At 67.5% G+C, this 17,340-nt stretch carries 22 protein-coding genes; 2 read left to right on the forward strand and 20 right to left on the reverse strand.

Annotated features, from left to right (window positions below; translation table 11 throughout):
• Window positions 1-35 precede the first annotated feature (35 nt).
• The 13 genes from BJ988_RS29760 to BJ988_RS29820 form a co-directional block, all read right to left on the reverse strand.
• Window positions 36-1,337 (reverse strand): DUF3631 domain-containing protein, encoded by a 1,302-nt coding sequence (locus tag BJ988_RS29760; RefSeq protein ID WP_246321592.1) that lies wholly within the window; start codon window positions 1,335-1,337, stop codon window positions 36-38.
• A complete protein-coding gene (locus BJ988_RS29765) occupies window positions 1,334-2,362 on the reverse strand; it encodes a bifunctional DNA primase/polymerase (protein ID WP_179661026.1) in 1,029 nt (342 codons plus the stop codon). The genes BJ988_RS29760 and BJ988_RS29765 overlap by 4 nt, the downstream gene beginning before the upstream one ends.
• Window positions 2,343-2,636 (reverse strand): hypothetical protein, encoded by a 294-nt coding sequence (locus tag BJ988_RS29770; RefSeq protein WP_179661027.1) that lies wholly within the window; start codon window positions 2,634-2,636, stop codon window positions 2,343-2,345. The genes BJ988_RS29765 and BJ988_RS29770 overlap by 20 nt, the downstream gene beginning before the upstream one ends.
• The gene (locus BJ988_RS29775) at window positions 2,636-3,667 is read right to left on the reverse strand and encodes a helix-turn-helix domain-containing protein (protein ID WP_179661028.1); all 1,032 of its coding nucleotides are present in this window, start codon (window positions 3,665-3,667) and stop codon (window positions 2,636-2,638) included. Before BJ988_RS29775 ends, BJ988_RS29770 begins: the two co-directional genes overlap by 1 nt.
• 279 nt (window positions 3,668-3,946) lie before the next feature.
• Window positions 3,947-6,208 carry a cell division protein FtsK gene (locus BJ988_RS29780; protein ID WP_179661029.1) on the reverse strand — a complete coding sequence of 754 codons (2,262 nt, stop codon included), beginning with the start codon at window positions 6,206-6,208 and terminating at the stop codon, window positions 3,947-3,949.
• 2 nt (window positions 6,209-6,210) lie between these two features.
• The gene (locus BJ988_RS29785) at window positions 6,211-6,393 is read right to left on the reverse strand and encodes a hypothetical protein (RefSeq protein WP_179661030.1); all 183 of its coding nucleotides are present in this window, start codon (window positions 6,391-6,393) and stop codon (window positions 6,211-6,213) included.
• Entirely contained in the window at window positions 6,393-6,608 is a 216-nt protein-coding gene (locus BJ988_RS29790) for a hypothetical protein (protein ID WP_179661031.1), read from the reverse strand. The genes BJ988_RS29785 and BJ988_RS29790 overlap by 1 nt, the downstream gene beginning before the upstream one ends.
• A 4-nt stretch (window positions 6,609-6,612) precedes the next feature.
• Window positions 6,613-6,822 (reverse strand): hypothetical protein, encoded by a 210-nt coding sequence (locus BJ988_RS29795; RefSeq protein WP_179661032.1) that lies wholly within the window; start codon window positions 6,820-6,822, stop codon window positions 6,613-6,615.
• An 11-nt stretch (window positions 6,823-6,833) separates the two neighbouring features.
• Window positions 6,834-7,229 carry a P-loop NTPase family protein gene (locus BJ988_RS29800; RefSeq protein ID WP_179661033.1) on the reverse strand — a complete coding sequence of 132 codons (396 nt, stop codon included), beginning with the start codon at window positions 7,227-7,229 and terminating at the stop codon, window positions 6,834-6,836.
• Entirely contained in the window at window positions 7,226-7,588 is a 363-nt protein-coding gene (locus tag BJ988_RS29805; protein WP_179661034.1) for a hypothetical protein, read from the reverse strand. The genes BJ988_RS29800 and BJ988_RS29805 overlap by 4 nt, the downstream gene beginning before the upstream one ends.
• Window positions 7,585-7,797: a hypothetical protein gene (locus BJ988_RS29810; protein ID WP_179661035.1), complete on the reverse strand. Its 213-nt coding sequence runs from the start codon at window positions 7,795-7,797 to the stop codon at window positions 7,585-7,587. The genes BJ988_RS29805 and BJ988_RS29810 overlap by 4 nt, the downstream gene beginning before the upstream one ends.
• Before the next feature lie 15 nt (window positions 7,798-7,812).
• The gene (locus tag BJ988_RS29815; protein WP_179656084.1) at window positions 7,813-8,100 is read right to left on the reverse strand and encodes a DUF6284 family protein; all 288 of its coding nucleotides are present in this window, start codon (window positions 8,098-8,100) and stop codon (window positions 7,813-7,815) included.
• Window positions 8,101-8,192: 92 nt separating this feature from the next.
• The gene (locus tag BJ988_RS29820; protein ID WP_179661036.1) at window positions 8,193-8,462 is read right to left on the reverse strand and encodes a hypothetical protein; all 270 of its coding nucleotides are present in this window, start codon (window positions 8,460-8,462) and stop codon (window positions 8,193-8,195) included.
• Between the two features lie 166 nt (window positions 8,463-8,628).
• On the opposite strand from BJ988_RS29820, the gene BJ988_RS29825 reads away from it, so the two are divergent.
• Together BJ988_RS29825 and BJ988_RS29830 are read left to right on the forward strand one after the other, a co-directional pair.
• The gene (locus BJ988_RS29825; protein ID WP_218861152.1) at window positions 8,629-9,501 is read left to right on the forward strand and encodes an AAA family ATPase; all 873 of its coding nucleotides are present in this window, start codon (window positions 8,629-8,631) and stop codon (window positions 9,499-9,501) included.
• Window positions 9,498-10,070: a phosphotransferase-like protein gene (locus tag BJ988_RS29830; RefSeq protein ID WP_179661037.1), complete on the forward strand. Its 573-nt coding sequence runs from the start codon at window positions 9,498-9,500 to the stop codon at window positions 10,068-10,070. The genes BJ988_RS29825 and BJ988_RS29830 overlap by 4 nt, the downstream gene beginning before the upstream one ends.
• Window positions 10,071-10,249: 179 nt before the next feature.
• On the opposite strand, the gene BJ988_RS29835 is transcribed toward BJ988_RS29830, so the two are convergent.
• From BJ988_RS29835 to BJ988_RS29865, 7 genes are all read right to left on the reverse strand, one after another.
• Window positions 10,250-11,368, reverse strand: a complete 1,119-nt coding sequence (locus BJ988_RS29835) for a tyrosine-type recombinase/integrase (protein WP_343051811.1) — start codon at window positions 11,366-11,368, stop codon at window positions 10,250-10,252.
• Window positions 11,365-11,604 carry a helix-turn-helix transcriptional regulator gene (locus tag BJ988_RS29840; protein ID WP_179661025.1) on the reverse strand — a complete coding sequence of 80 codons (240 nt, stop codon included), beginning with the start codon at window positions 11,602-11,604 and terminating at the stop codon, window positions 11,365-11,367. The genes BJ988_RS29835 and BJ988_RS29840 overlap by 4 nt, the downstream gene beginning before the upstream one ends.
• Window positions 11,605-11,896: 292 nt before the next feature.
• Complete coding sequence (locus BJ988_RS29845) at window positions 11,897-13,126, reverse strand: DUF3631 domain-containing protein (RefSeq protein ID WP_179661720.1); 1,230 nt, start codon at window positions 13,124-13,126, stop codon at window positions 11,897-11,899.
• A gap of 393 nt (window positions 13,127-13,519) precedes the next feature.
• Window positions 13,520-14,821 carry a DUF3631 domain-containing protein gene (locus tag BJ988_RS29850; protein WP_246321592.1) on the reverse strand — a complete coding sequence of 434 codons (1,302 nt, stop codon included), beginning with the start codon at window positions 14,819-14,821 and terminating at the stop codon, window positions 13,520-13,522.
• Complete coding sequence (locus BJ988_RS29855) at window positions 14,818-15,846, reverse strand: bifunctional DNA primase/polymerase (protein WP_179661026.1); 1,029 nt, start codon at window positions 15,844-15,846, stop codon at window positions 14,818-14,820. The genes BJ988_RS29850 and BJ988_RS29855 overlap by 4 nt, the downstream gene beginning before the upstream one ends.
• Complete coding sequence (locus tag BJ988_RS29860) at window positions 15,827-16,120, reverse strand: hypothetical protein (protein WP_179661027.1); 294 nt, start codon at window positions 16,118-16,120, stop codon at window positions 15,827-15,829. The genes BJ988_RS29855 and BJ988_RS29860 overlap by 20 nt, the downstream gene beginning before the upstream one ends.
• Complete coding sequence (locus BJ988_RS29865) at window positions 16,120-17,151, reverse strand: helix-turn-helix domain-containing protein (protein ID WP_179661028.1); 1,032 nt, start codon at window positions 17,149-17,151, stop codon at window positions 16,120-16,122. The genes BJ988_RS29860 and BJ988_RS29865 overlap by 1 nt, the downstream gene beginning before the upstream one ends.
• Between the last annotated feature and the right edge of the window lie 189 nt (window positions 17,152-17,340).

Raw genomic sequence — 17,340 nt, forward strand, 5'->3', positions numbered from 1 at the left:
CCCTCGACGTGTCGCCGGTCGGGTGGGGTGGGTGGTCATCGACGGGCCTCCGGGTCGCAGGTCGGGTGTGTGCGGGTGCCGTCGTCGATCGCGAGAGGTTGGCGGCAGATGAGGCAGGTTGGGGCGGGTGCGCAGTAGCGGGCCCAGGCGTCGGCGAACGCGGCACGCTGGTAGCCCTTGGCTTGTCCGGTGTCGAACCGGATCGTGTCGGATCGGATGTCGAAGTCGCGCAGCAGGAAACCGAGTTTCATCGCGGTCAGACCTTGCAGCGGGTTGGAGTAGGTCGCCCACGGTGCCTCGGGGTCGTCCTTGAGCCGGTCGAGCAGGACCGAGGTGGGCAGCGCTTCGGCGTCACCGAACGCGGTACGGCAGTCGGTCAGCAGTCGGGTTTGCAGGGTGGTCTGTGCGTTGGCGTCGCGGGTCTCGGTGAGGGTGACGCAGGCTTCGCGGCCGATCTCGGGCCAGTCGCCTCCGGCAAGGTCGGCGATCGCGAGCAGAGGTTCCCAGGTGTCGGCGGCGCGGTCCTCGACCGGCATGTCCGGGGTGGCGGTGCCGAGGTGGTCATGATGCGCGACCACCCACTGGTTCAGCCGCTTTCGGAGGTTGTCCAGCGCTGGACCATCACGGCGAGTCCGGTACGGCGCGACGGACTCACCAGGCGCGCGACGACGCATCCGGATAACGACGGCGCGGTCCTCGATGGTGTCCGGCATCGCACCGATCCCAGCGAGGGCGGCCATGGCGAATGTCTGGATGCGCTCGACGCTCGAGTTAGCGGCGTTGTAGCGCAGCGCGGGCCGGTTGCGCTGGTGTCCGGCGTTGAGCAGGCCGCGTAGGTCTTCGTTCTCGCCTGCCTTGGGTCCGAAGATGGTGTCGGCCTCGTCGAGCAGGATCGTGGGCGGGTTCTTCGTCTTCATCCCGATGGAGCGGTAAACGGCGCTGGGTGAGGCGTTGACGGTGAGCAGCGGGTCATGGCAGGTCGCCTCGGCCAGGTCGAGCAGCCGCGACTTGCCGCATCGTTTCTCCGGGGCACGGATCACCAGGCGGGGCGCGTGGGCCCACACGGGTACGGCGTGGGTGGCGGCGATCCAGAGAACGACCCCGGTCATGGCGTGAGCATCGGGGAGGATGACGTACTTCCCGATCGCATCGCGAACCTCGTTGAGCAGCAGCTCTCCCGCGTTGGGCGCGAAGTCGGCCGGGGTGAGCCTTTCCTCACCCGGGCTGACCGTGACGTTCTCGGCGGTGGTGGTGTCGTCGGCCATGGGTTGTTCCTCCGGGTTGGGTTCCGAGTTGGGCGTTGTCTGGTCGTCTCGTTGGTCGAAGGCGTGGGTCATGCGGCGCTCCGGGTCGCGGCGCGGCGGAAGCCGGACAGGATCGTGTTCTCGGCCTCGTAGGCGGTGTAGGCGCGAGCGGCGATGTGCCCAGCGGCAGCGACCAACAGCCGGTCGAGCGCGGAGTGTTCGGTGATCAGGTCGCGTGCAACCAACTTTCCGACTGTGGCGGCCGCGACGAAGAGCGCGGCGTTTCGGCCGCCCTTGGTCGCGTCCAGCAGACCCGCGACGCCGTTTGCGTGGTCGCCGTTGATCGCGATGTCGAAGACGCGGTTTACGTACGCGTCCGGGTCGCGCAGTGGCTCGCCGGACCCGATCGGCTGTAGTGGTCGGGCCTGTGTCCTAGAACCGTCCTGAGAGCGGTTCTGTGACGTGCGGGTGGCGGGTCGGCGGTCGTGGGTGAGGAGGTCGAGCAGGAACATCGGGAGCGGTGCGGCCGGGCGGTCGTCGATGATGTCGTACGCGCTAGCTCCGATGCTGGTTGGCGGTGCGGCGACGTATCCGCCGTGGGCGCGGGTGTCGATCAACCAGCCGATCTTTCCGGCTGTGTTGCCGTAGGCCACATCGGCCGGCGCAGCGTAGTAGAGGTGGGTTCCTCCGGAGACGGTGCGCACGGTGTAGGTCGGGGTGATGGTGCCGCCGTGGACTCCGGCGAGGTGGTCGAGCACGTCGGCGCCAGTGGTGATCTCGAACGACTTCCACGGTTCGGGGATCTCGGTTCCGGGCTTGTGGGTGTCGAGGTCGACCACGACCAGGCGGGAGGGCCCACAGGCGATCCCGACTCCGTAGGCGGGGTTGCTGGACCATGCTTTGGTGATCTTGTCGGCGCGGATGGTGGCGCGTTGCTCCCACCCGGCGTGAGTGGTGCGGCACCCCGGGGCGGTGCCATCGCAGTCGGTGGCACGGTGGTTCGGCGTAGCGGGCCGCTTGGAGCCGGGCAGCAGGGGGAAGACTCGCCAGCCACGGGCGGCGTAGTCCAGAGCGGTCGTGAGGCTGTCGGTCAGGGTGTCAGGCTGCTGCTGCATCATCGATCTGTCCTTCCTCGGATTCGTGCTGGTCGTGGTGCTGGTCTGGTTCGTGGCGGTCGGGTCGGGCGAGGGCGACCATGAAGCCCTTCAAGGTCGGTCGCGGGTGCTCGGCGGCGTACTCGGCGAGTTCGGTCGGATAGCCCAGGGATTCGGCCTCAGCGGCGAGGAACCAGGCGTGCGAGGCGTTGTGAAACTCGCTGGTGATCAGGTCGCGCCACCAGTGGCGGCGACGCTGCACATAGCGGCGGCGCGGACGGCGGGGAGGGCGGCTCATCAGGCACCCGCAGCCCTGCTATTGGTCCAGCGGTAGACGGTCCGGTCGGAGACGTCGAGCAGCCCGGCGACCTCGGGCACGGGCAGCCCGTACGCGCGCAGCTCGACCGCAGCGCACGCGGCGTGGACCTGGTCGCCGTCCTCGTCGTTCAGCGGCTCATCGCAGATGGCGCACTGGTCGATGTGGTCCTCGTTGTGGTGCGCGTCGTCGTGGGTGTCAGGGATGACAGTCAGGGTCGGCGCGACACTGACAGCCGGGGTGACAGCGGAGCCGGGAGCAGTGATCTCGTGAGGGTGGTTGTCAGGGTCGGTGTCACCCGCGGTGTCAGCCCTGGTGTCAGGGGTTGTGTCAGGGGTGAGGGTCGCCTGACGGCCGATCAGCTTGCCGTAGGCGATCGCCCCGGCCGCGTGCTTCTCGGCGGACCTGGTCAGCCGGGACGCGGCGCGGTTCTCGGCGCGCTCGACGGTCACCTTGATCTCGGCCAGAGCACGGGTACGTGCGGCCAGCCGCGCCGACTCGCCGTAGCCGGTGATGGTCTCCATGTGGGCGGCGTGACGAGCCTCGATCACGGCCAGGGCTCGCTGGTCGCGGATCTCTGCCGTGCGGGACCGGATGATCGCGGCAGTCTCCGGGGAGACGGTGACCTGGTCGCGGATCCCGTCAGCGACCAGCAGCAGCGCAGCCAGCGCCGGAATCGCCGACCAAGGGCCCATGTGCCCGACAGCAGCGAGCAGGACCGTCGAGGCGGCCACAGCAACCGCCGTGGCGGCACCGAAGCCGTAGGCGGCGGCTCGCTGTCCGGACTTGTAGGCACCGATCGTGGTGTGACCCAGCGCAGCCCACACCACATCAGCGGCGAGAGCGACGGCTACACCGACAGCGGGCGCGGCAGAACCTGCGGCGGGGATCATCGCGGCGACCTGCGGCGCGATGGTCACAGCGACCTGGACGAAGCCAACGAAGGTCATTCCGTAGCCGACACCAGCGAGGCCAGAGGGCCGTTTCTTGGTGGTGGTGGTGTGCGCGTTCATGGCGGTGAGTTCTCCTGTTTCGGACTGTTTCGGGCATGGGTGAGGTAGGGACTTGGGCCAGCGAGACGTTTCTGGAGGGTTTCTCCGCTACCGGGTGGAGGTGTTGGGCGAGGTGGGTAGCGGTAGCGGGCGGGAGGAGGGGTCGGATCGGCCCGGATCCAGGGTTCGAACGGGTGCGCGAAGTGGAGGGCTACTCCGCTACGTCGCTGGTCAGGTAGCAGTTTCGGTAGTAGCAGGGGTGCTACGGGTAGCAGCCGCTACGGCTACCGATTCCGGGGTTCAGACGGGTGCAAGGACACCTCCGATCGGGTTGTCGGGGTCGTCGGTGTCGGTGTGGCCGAGTGTGTCGGTCAGGTCGCGGCGGACCAGACCGCGTTTGTTGGTCTGCTTGCCGTCGATGACCTTCTTGACCTGGACGGTGCGGATCCCGTGGGGTTTGACGGCAGCGGTGACCTGCTCCCCGGTCCACCCGCCATAGAGCGACCCGTTGTGCTCGGCGAGGCGGGCGGCGAGTTCGTCGCACCAGACCTTCCCGTTGCTCCACTCCGGGTCGTGCTCGGGCCAGACCGCGAGGAGGTGGTCCAGGATGGATCCGGTGTCGTCGTCGGGCAGGATCTCCCCGGCCGCCATTCCGGTCAGGCGGCCAGCGGCCAACCGCGCAGCACGGGCACGGGCACAGATGACCTCGGCGGCGGGCGCGTCCACGAAGGAGGACCGGACGATGACCGGGTCGTCACCCTCACCGACGAGGTAGGCGATACCGAGGTCTTTACGACCGAAGGTGGTCGCGCGGATGCCGGACTTGTACATCGAGGTCCCCAGGACCATGTCGTTCTCGACCTGTCCCATGACCTTGAGGCACAGCCGCAGGACCGCGTTCGCGGAGATGCCGGTCGGGATGGACTTGGCGTCGGGGCGCTGGGTGGCCAGCCAGACCATGATCCCGACCGCGGGTCCGCGCTTGACCAGGTCGGTGACGATCTCGGCGATCTCGGCCCCGTGGGTGGGGTGCTCGAACATCTTCTGTGTCTCGTCAAAGGCCCAGAAGATCGGGTGCAGTTTGAGGGACTTCTCCGAGGCGAGAGCGTCGGTGACCTTGGACTCGGGGCACACCTCCCGGGGCAGGGTCTTGATGGCCTTGTAGCGGCGGCGCATCTCGATCGCCCCTTCCCGCAGGTCGCGGACGAGGTAGTCGATGTCTTCGGGGTCGTCCCCGGACCGGTTGGCGTGGGCGACGTCATCGAGCATCCCGAGGTCGGATCCGCCCTTGAGGTTGTAGGTGTGCAGCTCGACGCGCGGGTCCAGCGCGGCAGCGAGGCAGAGCAGGCGCAGGGTGAACGTCTTACCCATGCGCGGCAGGGCACCGATAAGACCGGTCGCGAACATCAGGGTCACGACCACGGGGCGGCCACGCTGGTCGACACCGATCGGGATCGGCTCGAACACGTTGACCTTCCCGGAGGTGGCCAGCGGCCAGGGCGCGGGCTTGGACTGGGCCAGGGACTTGTCGGCGACGTAGAGGACCAGGCGGCCGACGTGGACCTCGGGGTCGGTCTCGGGCCACACCTTCCCCAGGGAGCGACGCAGACCCGAAGCGAGACGGTCGCGCTGCTCGATCACCTCCGAGGCAGTCACCCCGGGCGGGAGGTCGAGTTCGGCACGGAACCCAGCACCGTCACGCATGATCGGCGAGACGAACGCGATCGCCTTCGCACCCTCCTTAGCCATGGCCTGGTTCAGCCGCGCCAGACCCAGCGAACCGAGCGCGTTGAGGATCAGGTCCGAGGTAAGCCGCGGCTCCTTGGCCGTGTCCACGGCACGGCCGGTGATCGGCTTGTCCGGGTTGCGACCGAGCAGGCCGAGACCAGCCAGAGCGGCCAAGCCGAGACCGAGCTGGACCATCAGGGAGTCGATCCCGTACACGACGTAGGCGGCGATGCCGGCCACGGTCAGGAGCATCAGGACCGCAAGGAAGACGCGCGCTTTGATCTGGCGGCGGTGGTCCTCCCTCAGCCGGAGATAGGCCCCGGCGTCGAGGGTGTTGCCGCGTACGGTCATCCGGTTCTCTTTGTCCTCGGCGTCGAAGATCCAGCCCCAGCACATAGCCATGACACGGCCCAGGCCGAGCGGGGACCGGGCGGCCAACTTCGCGTAGTACGTCGGCAGACGCACCCCGTGATAGGTCGTGGTGTGGCCGTAGTGCTTCACCGCCCACGCAGCCGCCGACTTCGCCGACTCGCGGTCCTTGGCCCAGGCGGGCAGGATCTCCCGGCGCGGGGCAGCCTTGACCGTGCCGGACCGGTCGTCGCGAACGGCGAGGACCTGACCGTCAACGATCTCCGGAGTCGTCTCCGTGTCGTCCTCGGCGGCGGCGTCGGTGTTGTCGTGAGCGGCCTGAGCGCGCTCAGAGACGTTCTCGGCGATGGCCGGGGCAGCGTTGGTGCTCTCAGAGGCTTCAGGAGCGGCCTCACGGGCGCGGCGAGCCGCGTCGAGGTCGTAGACCCCGATCCCGTGGGCCTCTTGGTTCGGTGTGGTGGTCATGATCAGGCTCCCTTCTCAGCAAGGCCAGCGGCCTTGGTCAGGTTTTTGGCCAGGGTCCGGGCGGCGGCGGGGGTGATGGTGTGGACGCCGACCTGGACATACGGCGTCCTCGCGGACGGGTCGACGACGATGTCGGGGGTGTTGGGCCCCGACCTGATGACGGTGACCTTGGGGCGCTTGGGCATCAGAACCAGCCCTTCGCCACTGGGTTGGTGCGCTTGACCGGCTTCTTGTTCCGGTACGGGTCGGACGCTTTGCCGACCTTGGCCTTCTTGCCCGCGTGCGGGTCCTTGGAGCCGGGCAGCTTCTTCGCGACCTTCGCGCGGTGGGTCCGGGCGACGTGGCGTGCGGTGTCCTTGACGGTGCCGTGGCCGAACAGGCCGGTGTACTCGACAGCCATGGCGTCACTTCACCCACTTGGGGAACTTGTAGTTCTCGGCCATGTCGGCCTGCTTGAGGTAGACCTTGGCCAGGTCTTCGCAGGTCTTCGCGGCGGCAGGCTTGCCCTGCTCACGGAAGCGCGCGGCTCCCTTCTCGGCCATCTCAGCCTCGCGGCGGAACTTCGCAGCCTGTTTCTTGAAGTCGGCCCGGGCGGCTGCCTTGTTGATCTTCATGACTAGTTCCTTTACCTCTCGGTGGTGGTGTTGTCAGGCCAGGGGTAGGAGGCGCCAGCTGCACGCGCGGTCGCGGCGATCACCAGCCGCAACGCGGTGCGGTCCAAGCCGGGCAGGACCTCGTTGAGGCAGACCGTGCGGTCGTAGGAGGCCAGGGACAGCGCGATGTCCAGCAGGCGACGCTCACCCCCGGAGAGGTAGCCACCGTCCGCGCGGTCGGCGTCGATCCAGGCAGCGCCGGGCTCGACCCGGACCCACGACCCGTTCAGCAGGCGACCGCCCCAGGCACGGACCAGCAGCTCGACCGCAGCCTCGTCGGGAAGGGAGCCCTTCGCCCAGCGGCGCAGAGCGGCCGCGATCTCGGGCTTGGATGTCGGGATCTTCGCCAGGTTCTCAGGGGTGCTCATGCTGCGGCCTCCGAGACGGTCCACACGCGCTCGGTGGTCGACATCTTCACGAACACCGTGGTCTCGCCACTGCCAGCAGGGACCCGACCGGACCAGTCGTGACGAATCAGCAGCCCGATCGCGTCAGCGACGTAGGCCCGGGCATCCTCGCTCAGGTAGAGCGCATCGGCGATCAGCTGTGCCGCGACAAGCCCAGCGGGCTCGATCTCCAGCAGCACAGCGGGTCGACGCTCCGGGGCCCCATGAGCGAGACGAACGTCCGTCCCCGCGCTCACCTTGAAGCCGTGCACGTCCACGTTCGGGACACACTCCAGGATGTTTGCGGCCCAGGTCAGATCCCACGACTTCGCGGTACTCATCGGGCACCCCCGGCGATGTTCGAGGCGGCCGAGAGAGCCGACGTCATCGCCGTCTCGATCCCGTCCAGGATCGGCGCGCCGATCGTGGTCGAGGCCAACGAGAGACCGAGGACCGCACCGAAGGCGAGGACACCCGGGTGGGTGCCGCCCCAGCGGACCATGAAGACAGCGACGATCAGGAAGATGATGAACAAAGGTGCGGTAACCATGACTAGATATGCCTTTCAGGCGGCCTCGGCCGGGACGGCCGGGCGAGGGTCGGTGATCGTGTAGACAGGCGCGGCCGAGATCGCCGCGTCGTGGTTGGCCTGCTGGACCAGCAGGTGCAGCAGTGCCGTCATCGCCCGGCGGTGGGCCCGCTTGGCGAGCGCGTCGGCCGGGTCAGCGAGCAGACGGCACTCGGCCTCGACCAGATCGACCTCAGCAGCGATCTGCGGCCACTCGGCTTCAATCGCGGCCAGGTCATCTCCGGTCGGCTCGTCTCGTGTGTTCGCGAAGTGGTCGGTGTGCATCGGGGTGGTTCCTTCCGGGTGATGAGCGGGTGTTGCTTGGTGGCCGGGCCGGGGCTGCCTCTGGGGCTCACCCCGGGCCCGGGGATCGTGGGTCAGGCTCCGTACTTTCGGGAGCGGGCAACCTGACGACCGGCTTCGGTAAGGGCGAACAAGGCATCGCCGGACGGGAAGGACCGGACGCAGCGGATGAGGCCGCGCTCAGCGAGACCCGTGATGACGCGGTGGTGGTGCTTCCGGGTGGCGATCTGGCCACGGTTGACCGTGTCGGCGGTGTCCTTGCGGGTCTGCCAGGCGGCGTACATCGCGTCGAGGGTCTTGCCCTGGTTGGCGGTGATGGTGGCGGTGGTCGTGATCATCTTCATGCCCTTTCCGTGGCCTGGCAGCCGGGTGGCTGCCTGTGTTCTACCTAACAACGGAATGGCTCACCATGTCAACTGTTAGGTAGAAGTTTCTGCGAGAAATTTCCGCTCGGGCTGGGGTCGTGCGACAGTTGTCAGCGAAACTGTTAGGTCAGAACGAGCACACTGAATGGCGAAGGTCGAACTAGGGAGACGCATGACAGACGGGCCAATCGACGCACTGGCGGGTGCGAAGCAGCAGCGGATCGCACGCGACATTCAGAACCAGATCGAGGCGGGGGTCCTACGTGACGGCGAGGTCATGCCGTCGACCCGAACGCTCGCCGAGCAGACGGGTGCGAGCGTCTGGACGGTCAATGAGGCGATGAAGGCACTCGCAGAGATGGGGCTGGTGGAGAACCAGTCGCGTTCGCGCCGGATCGTGCGATCTGCGCACCTCACGCCCAAGGTGAGCGAGGCGGCTCCCCGGGCTCTGCTGATCGGCGGCTACGCGGGTAGCGGCAAGACCGAGCTCGGGCGCATCCTCACCCGGCTGACGGGCTGGATGATCATCGACAAGGACACCATCACCCGCCCAGTTGTCGAGGTGGCTCTTGAGGCGTTGGGGGCTGAGTCGAGCGATCGGGAGTCGGAGACCTATTTGTCAAAGGTCCGGCCGCGTGAGTATGAGGCGCTGATGTCGACGGCGCACGAAAACACGGCATGCGGCGCTGGTGCCGTCGTCACGGCTCCCTTCTTGCGTGAGTTCAAGGACGCGTCGTGGCTCGCGCGCCAGCAGGCGCAGTTTGCGGACGACGGATTACCCATGACCGTCGTGTGGGTCACCTGTGACGCGGACACGATGCTGACCTATGTACGTCGTCGGGGTGCAGCTCGTGACGCGCACAAGCTGGCCACCTGGGACGCGTACATGGAGGCGATTGACCTCACGTTCCGTCCAGTCGTGGACCATCACGTCATCGACAATTCGACATCTGCGGAGCCTCTTAAGGATCAGGCGGCGCGACTGATAGCAACGCTCGCCGAGGTGCCCGCGAAATGACTCGCGGGGTGATCCTCTACGGTCCGCCGGCCGCTGGGAAGGACACCGTCGACGCTGCCCTTCGAGCGCTGTCGGATGACTACGTCCACTTCGCGCGAATCAAGGTCGGCGAGGGTCGCCGAGAGGGCTACCGAATTACGACCAGCGCCGCGCTCCAAGAACTACGGGAGCGCGGCGGCGTCGTGTGGGAGAACAGCCGCTACGGTGCGACCTATGCGGTTGACAGGCCTGGCCTGATCGACGCGCTCGGCCATGGGGTGCCGGTCCTCCACCTAGGACAGGTCGAGGCGGTCGACGCGGTAGCCACGGCGGTCAGTGGAGCGCGTTGGGTTGTCGTTTCTCTCTGGTGTCCGGAGGATGTCGCAGTCGATCGGTTGCGGCAGCGGGGGAGTGCGGACGTTGCAGAGCGTCTGGAGGCATGGCGGGCGACGCCCGAACTGGGAGAGGCAGACCTCAGGTTCGATACATCCATGGTCGAGCCGCGTGATGCAGCGCGACGTATTGACGCACATGTTCGGAAGGCCTGCACGCTCGCCGATTCATTCCCCCCCGATTCCCCCCGAGGGTGAAACGACATGCAATACATGCAACGCCTGCCAGGTGTTCTCAACCCATAGTTCTGGGTCTCCAAACCTTCGCAATGAGAAGGCCAGGGGTTCGAATCCCCTCAGCTCCACCAAAGAAGAACCCCGCCTGACCTGCGGAAACGCAGAGAGTCAGGCGGGGTTCTTGCTTGTTTGTGCTGCCGTTATTCGGCGGATTCCCCCCGGATTCCCCCCGAGCCGTTCAGGCGGGCCAATCCGGCCTCATCTGCGACGGTCCCGAGGTGGTGCAGATAGATGTTTGTCGTCGCGATTGAGGCATGCCCCATCCATGCCTGAACCGTGGTCGCGGGCACGCCCTTCGCCAGCCACAGGCAGGCGGCCGTGTGGCGCAGATCGTGAATTCTGCGGCCGTGCGAGATCAGCTCCCAGTCGACGGCCCGCTTGACGGCGCTCGCGTGCAACCGGTGACCAGTGGCGGTGACGAACACCAGATCGCGGGTGGTGCGTCCGGCGATCAGGTCTTTGACGGTCGGGAGGATGCGGTCCGCGAGCGGCACGAATCGGGACTTCCCGGACTTGGTTGTCTTGGCTTCGCCTCCCTCGGGTGCTGCGCGTCGAACGTAGATGCCCGGCATGGGGTCGAATACGACGTCGCTCACTCGAACCTCACGCAGCTCCGACCAGCGGAGCCCGGTCCATCCCGCGACCAGCAGGATGTCCGAGAGTCGGGCGAGGTCGCGTGTTCGCTCTGCTGCTCGAATCAGACTGACGGAGTCCCTCGATGCGAGGTGGGCGGCATCGAGGACGAAGGTCTCTAGCTCGGTCTCGCTGAAGGGGTGCATCTCGGTGGCTACCTCACTTGCTTTGGGTACTCGGGTTGGTGTGACGGGGTTGTGCTGGACCATGCGTTCTCGGACTGCCCATGCGAAGAACGAAGACAGTGACGCCCGGTAGCGCTTGACCGACTTCTCGGCGAGGCCTCGGCGGCGGAGCGCGACCAGCGCGCGGGAGACCTCGCGTTCGGTCACACTGCCGATCTGCAGGGCTGACAGCGCGGGCGGTGTTAGGCGCGGGAGCGCGGCATCTGCGGTGTACGTCTTGGGGGCGACGGTCGCCTTGCGCTCATCGAGCCACATCGGCAAGGCCTTGCGGACGGTGATCTGTCCGGCGCGGCGGTCGAACCCACCCGCGAGCGCGGCACGCTCGCGGGTGAGCCAGTCGACAGCCTCGCGGCGGGTGTCGAACATCTTTGTGCCGATGTCGACCCGACCTTGCTTCAGTCGCGCTTGCCAGCGACCGTTCGTCATCTTCCGGACGTTCACGCGGCCACCTCCTCAAGCCAGGCGAGCACGTCGCTACGGCGATAGCGGGGCGAGTCAGGAGAGAGCCAGTAGACGCGAGGTCCCTTGCCGGTTGCCCGCCAGCGGCAGAGCGTCGACGGCGTCACCTTGAGCGCTTCGGCGACCTCGCGCGATGTCCAGAGGATCGGCAGCACATCGTTCGGGTCGTTGGCTGATCCCGCGACGGCCAGGTGATCGCGGCGGCTGATCTTGCTCATCAGTGGGCCTCCTTGGCGCTCGTGTTGTGGGTTGAGGTGGGGTGAGCCGTACCAGCCGTACCAGCCGTACCAACGGCGTGTTTCGGCTGGTCAGGTGCGGATTTTGGGTGGTACGGCTTTGGTACGGCTGGTACGGCTTGGGATTTCTGGTACGGCTTTGGTACGGCTCGATTTCCCAAGCCGTACCACTCGGAATCGTGGCCTGACCTCGGAAAACAGGGTCTTGGTACGGCTGGTACGGCTGGTACGGCTTGGGGCCCTCGACGTGTCGCCGGTCGGGTGGGGTGGGTGGTCATCGACGGGCCTCCGGGTCGCAGGTCGGGTGTGTGCGGGTGCCGTCGTCGATCGCGAGAGGTTGGCGGCAGATGAGGCAGGTTGGGGCGGGTGCGCAGTAGCGGGCCCAGGCGTCGGCGAACGCGGCACGCTGGTAGCCCTTGGCTTGTCCGGTGTCGAACCGGATCGTGTCGGATCGGATGTCGAAGTCGCGCAGCAGGAAACCGAGTTTCATCGCGGTCAGACCTTGCAGCGGGTTGGAGTAGGTCGCCCACGGTGCCTCGGGGTCGTCCTTGAGCCGGTCGAGCAGGACCGAGGTGGGCAGCGCTTCGGCGTCACCGAACGCGGTACGGCAGTCGGTCAGCAGTCGGGTTTGCAGGGTGGTCTGTGCGTTGGCGTCGCGGGTCTCGGTGAGGGTGACGCAGGCTTCGCGGCCGATCTCGGGCCAGTCGCCTCCGGCAAGGTCGGCGATCGCGAGCAGAGGTTCCCAGGTGTCGGCGGCGCGGTCCTCGACCGGCATGTCCGGGGTGGCGGTGCCGAGGTGGTCATGATGCGCGACCACCCACTGGTTCAGCCGCTTTCGGAGGTTGTCCAGCGCTGGACCATCACGGCGAGTCCGGTACGGCGCGACGGACTCACCAGGCGCGCGACGACGCATCCGGATAACGACGGCGCGGTCCTCGATGGTGTCCGGCATCGCACCGATCCCAGCGAGGGCGGCCATGGCGAATGTCTGGATGCGCTCGACGCTCGAGTTAGCGGCGTTGTAGCGCAGCGCGGGCCGGTTGCGCTGGTGTCCGGCGTTGAGCAGGCCGCGTAGGTCTTCGTTCTCGCCTGCCTTGGGTCCGAAGATGGTGTCGGCCTCGTCGAGCAGGATCGTGGGCGGGTTCTTCGTCTTCATCCCGATGGAGCGGTAAACGGCGCTGGGTGAGGCGTTGACGGTGAGCAGCGGGTCATGGCAGGTCGCCTCGGCCAGGTCGAGCAGCCGCGACTTGCCGCATCGTTTCTCCGGGGCACGGATCACCAGGCGGGGCGCGTGGGCCCACACGGGTACGGCGTGGGTGGCGGCGATCCAGAGAACGACCCCGGTCATGGCGTGAGCATCGGGGAGGATGACGTACTTCCCGATCGCATCGCGAACCTCGTTGAGCAGCAGCTCTCCCGCGTTGGGCGCGAAGTCGGCCGGGGTGAGCCTTTCCTCACCCGGGCTGACCGTGACGTTCTCGGCGGTGGTGGTGTCGTCGGCCATGGGTTGTTCCTCCGGGTTGGGTTCCGAGCGGCAGCACATCGTTCGGGTCGTTGGCTGATCCCGCGACGGCCAGGTGATCGCGGCGGCTGATCTTGCCTCATCAGTGGGCCTCCTTGGCGCTCGTGTTGTGGGTTGAGGTGGGGTGAGCCGTACCAGCCGTACCAGCCGTACCAACGGCGTGTTTCGGCTGGTCAGGTGCGGATTTTGGGTGGTACGGCTTTGGTACGGCTGGTACGGCTTGGGATTTCTGGTACGGCTTTGGTACGGCTCGATTTCCCAAGCCGTACCACTCGGAATCGTGGCCTGACCTCGGAAAACAGGGTCTTGGTACGGCTGGTACGGCTGGTACGGCTTGGGGCCCTCGACGTGTCGCCGGTCGGGTGGGGTGGGTGGTCATCGACGGGCCTCCGGGTCGCAGGTCGGGTGTGTGCGGGTGCCGTCGTCGATCGCGAGAGGTTGGCGGCAGATGAGGCAGGTTGGGGCGGGTGCGCAGTAGCGGGCCCAGGCGTCGGCGAACGCGGCACGCTGGTAGCCCTTGGCTTGTCCGGTGTCGAACCGGATCGTGTCGGATCGGATGTCGAAGTCGCGCAGCAGGAAACCGAGTTTCATCGCGGTCAGACCTTGCAGCGGGTTGGAGTAGGTCGCCCACGGTGCCTCGGGGTCGTCCTTGAGCCGGTCGAGCAGGACCGAGGTGGGCAGCGCTTCGGCGTCACCGAACGCGGTACGGCAGTCGGTCAGCAGTCGGGTTTGCAGGGTGGTCTGTGCGTTGGCGTCGCGGGTCTCGGTGAGGGTGACGCAGGCTTCGCGGCCGATCTCGGGCCAGTCGCCTCCGGCAAGGTCGGCGATCGCGAGCAGAGGTTCCCAGGTGTCGGCGGCGCGGTCCTCGACCGGCATGTCCGGGGTGGCGGTGCCGAGGTGGTCATGATGCGCGACCACCCACTGGTTCAGCCGCTTTCGGAGGTTGTCCAGCGCTGGACCATCACGGCGAGTCCGGTACGGCGCGACGGACTCACCAGGCGCGCGACGACGCATCCGGATAACGACGGCGCGGTCCTCGATGGTGTCCGGCATCGCACCGATCCCAGCGAGGGCGGCCATGGCGAATGTCTGGATGCGCTCGACGCTCGAGTTAGCGGCGTTGTAGCGCAGCGCGGGCCGGTTGCGCTGGTGTCCGGCGTTGAGCAGGCCGCGTAGGTCTTCGTTCTCGCCTGCCTTGGGTCCGAAGATGGTGTCGGCCTCGTCGAGCAGGATCGTGGGCGGGTTCTTCGTCTTCATCCCGATGGAGCGGTAAACGGCGCTGGGTGAGGCGTTGACGGTGAGCAGCGGGTCATGGCAGGTCGCCTCGGCCAGGTCGAGCAGCCGCGACTTGCCGCATCGTTTCTCCGGGGCACGGATCACCAGGCGGGGCGCGTGGGCCCACACGGGTACGGCGTGGGTGGCGGCGATCCAGAGAACGACCCCGGTCATGGCGTGAGCATCGGGGAGGATGACGTACTTCCCGATCGCATCGCGAACCTCGTTGAGCAGCAGCTCTCCCGCGTTGGGCGCGAAGTCGGCCGGGGTGAGCCTTTCCTCACCCGGGCTGACCGTGACGTTCTCGGCGGTGGTGGTGTCGTCGGCCATGGGTTGTTCCTCCGGGTTGGGTTCCGAGTTGGGCGTTGTCTGGTCGTCTCGTTGGTCGAAGGCGTGGGTCATGCGGCGCTCCGGGTCGCGGCGCGGCGGAAGCCGGACAGGATCGTGTTCTCGGCCTCGTAGGCGGTGTAGGCGCGAGCGGCGATGTGCCCAGCGGCAGCGACCAACAGCCGGTCGAGCGCGGAGTGTTCGGTGATCAGGTCGCGTGCAACCAACTTTCCGACTGTGGCGGCCGCGACGAAGAGCGCGGCGTTTCGGCCGCCCTTGGTCGCGTCCAGCAGACCCGCGACGCCGTTTGCGTGGTCGCCGTTGATCGCGATGTCGAAGACGCGGTTTACGTACGCGTCCGGGTCGCGCAGTGGCTCGCCGGACCCGATCGGCTGTAGTGGTCGGGCCTGTGTCCTAGAACCGTCCTGAGAGCGGTTCTGTGACGTGCGGGTGGCGGGTCGGCGGTCGTGGGTGAGGAGGTCGAGCAGGAACATCGGGAGCGGTGCGGCCGGGCGGTCGTCGATGATGTCGTACGCGCTAGCTCCGATGCTGGTTGGCGGTGCGGCGACGTATCCGCCGTGGGCGCGGGTGTCGATCAACCAGCCGATCTTTCCGGCTGTGTTGCCGTAGGCCACATCGGCCGGCGCAGCGTAGTAGAGGTGGGTTCCTCCGGAGACGGTGCGCACGGTGTAGGTCGGGGTGATGGTGCCGCCGTGGACTCCGGCGAGGTGGTCGAGCACGTCGGCGCCAGTGGTGATCTCGAACGACTTCCACGGTTCGGGGATCTCGGTTCCGGGCTTGTGGGTGTCGAGGTCGACCACGACCAGGCGGGAGGGCCCACAGGCGATCCCGACTCCGTAGGCGGGGTTGCTGGACCATGCTTTGGTGATCTTGTCGGCGCGGATGGTGGCGCGTTGCTCCCACCCGGCGTGAGTGGTGCGGCACCCCGGGGCGGTGCCATCGCAGTCGGTGGCACGGTGGTTCGGCGTAGCGGGCCGCTTGGAGCCGGGCAGCAGGGGGAAGACTCGCCAGCCACGGGCGGCGTAGTCCAGAGCGGTCGTGAGGCTGTCGGTCAGGGTGTCAGGCTGCTGCTGCATCATCGATCTGTCCTTCCTCGGATTCGTGCTGGTCGTGGTGCTGGTCTGGTTCGTGGCGGTCGGGTCGGGCGAGGGCGACCATGAAGCCCTTCAAGGTCGGTCGCGGGTGCTCGGCGGCGTACTCGGCGAGTTCGGTCGGATAGCCCAGGGATTCGGCCTCAGCGGCGAGGAACCAGGCGTGCGAGGCGTTGTGAAACTCGCTGGTGATCAGGTCGCGCCACCAGTGGCGGCGACGCTGCACATAGCGGCGGCGCGGACGGCGGGGAGGGCGGCTCATCAGGCACCCGCAGCCCTGCTATTGGTCCAGCGGTAGACGGTCCGGTCGGAGACGTCGAGCAGCCCGGCGACCTCGGGCACGGGCAGCCCGTACGCGCGCAGCTCGACCGCAGCGCACGCGGCGTGGACCTGGTCGCCGTCCTCGTCGTTCAGCGGCTCATCGCAGATGGCGCACTGGTCGATGTGGTCCTCGTTGTGGTGCGCGTCGTCGTGGGTGTCAGGGATGACAGTCAGGGTCGGCGCGACACTGACAGCCGGGGTGACAGCGGAGCCGGGAGCAGTGATCTCGTGAGGGTGGTTGTCAGGGTCGGTGTCACCCGCGGTGTCAGCCCTGGTGTCAGGGGTTGTGTCAGGGGTGAGGGTCGCCTGACGGCCGATCAGCTTGCCGTAGGCGATCGCCCCGGCCGCGTGCTTCTCGGCGGACCTGGTCAGCCGGGACGCGGCGCGGTTCTCGGCGCGCTCGACGGTCACCTTGATCTCGGCCAGAGCACGGGTACGTGCGGCCAGCCGCGCCGACTCGCCGTAGCCGGTGATGGTCTCCATGTGGGCGGCGTGACGAGCCTCGATCACGGCCAGGGCTCGCTGGTCGCGGATCTCTGCCGTGCGGGACCGGATGATCGCGGCAGTCTCCGGGGAGACGGTGACCTGGTCGCGGATCCCGTCAGCGACCAGCAGCAGCGCAGCCAGCGCCGGAATCGCCGACCAAGGGCCCATGTGCCCGACAGCAGCGAGCAGGACCGTCGAGGCGGCCACAGCAACCGCCGTGGCGGCACCGAAGCCGTAGGCGGCGGCTCGCTGTCCGGACTTGTAGGCACCGATCGTGGTGTGACCCAGCGCAGCCCACACCACATCAGCGGCGAGAGCGACGGCTACACCGACAGCGGGCGCGGCAGAACCTGCGGCGGGGATCATCGCGGCGACCTGCGGCGCGATGGTCACAGCGACCTGGACGAAGCCAACGAAGGTCATTCCGTAGCCGACACCAGCGAGGCCAGAGGGCCGTTTCTTGGTGGTGGTGGTGTGCGCGTTCATGGCGGTGAGTTCTCCTGTTTCGGACTGTTTCGGGCATGGGTGAGGTAGGGACTTGGGCCAGCGAGACGTTTCTGGAGGGTTTCTCCGCTACCGGGTGGAGGTGTTGGGCGAGGTGGGTAGCGGTAGCGGGCGGGAGGAGGGGTCGGATCGGCCCGGATCCAGGGTTCGAACGGGTGCGCGAAGTGGAGG

This window comes from Nocardioides panzhihuensis (genome assembly GCF_013408335.1).
In the GTDB taxonomy this organism is placed as follows: domain Bacteria; phylum Actinomycetota; class Actinomycetes; order Propionibacteriales; family Nocardioidaceae; genus Nocardioides; species Nocardioides panzhihuensis.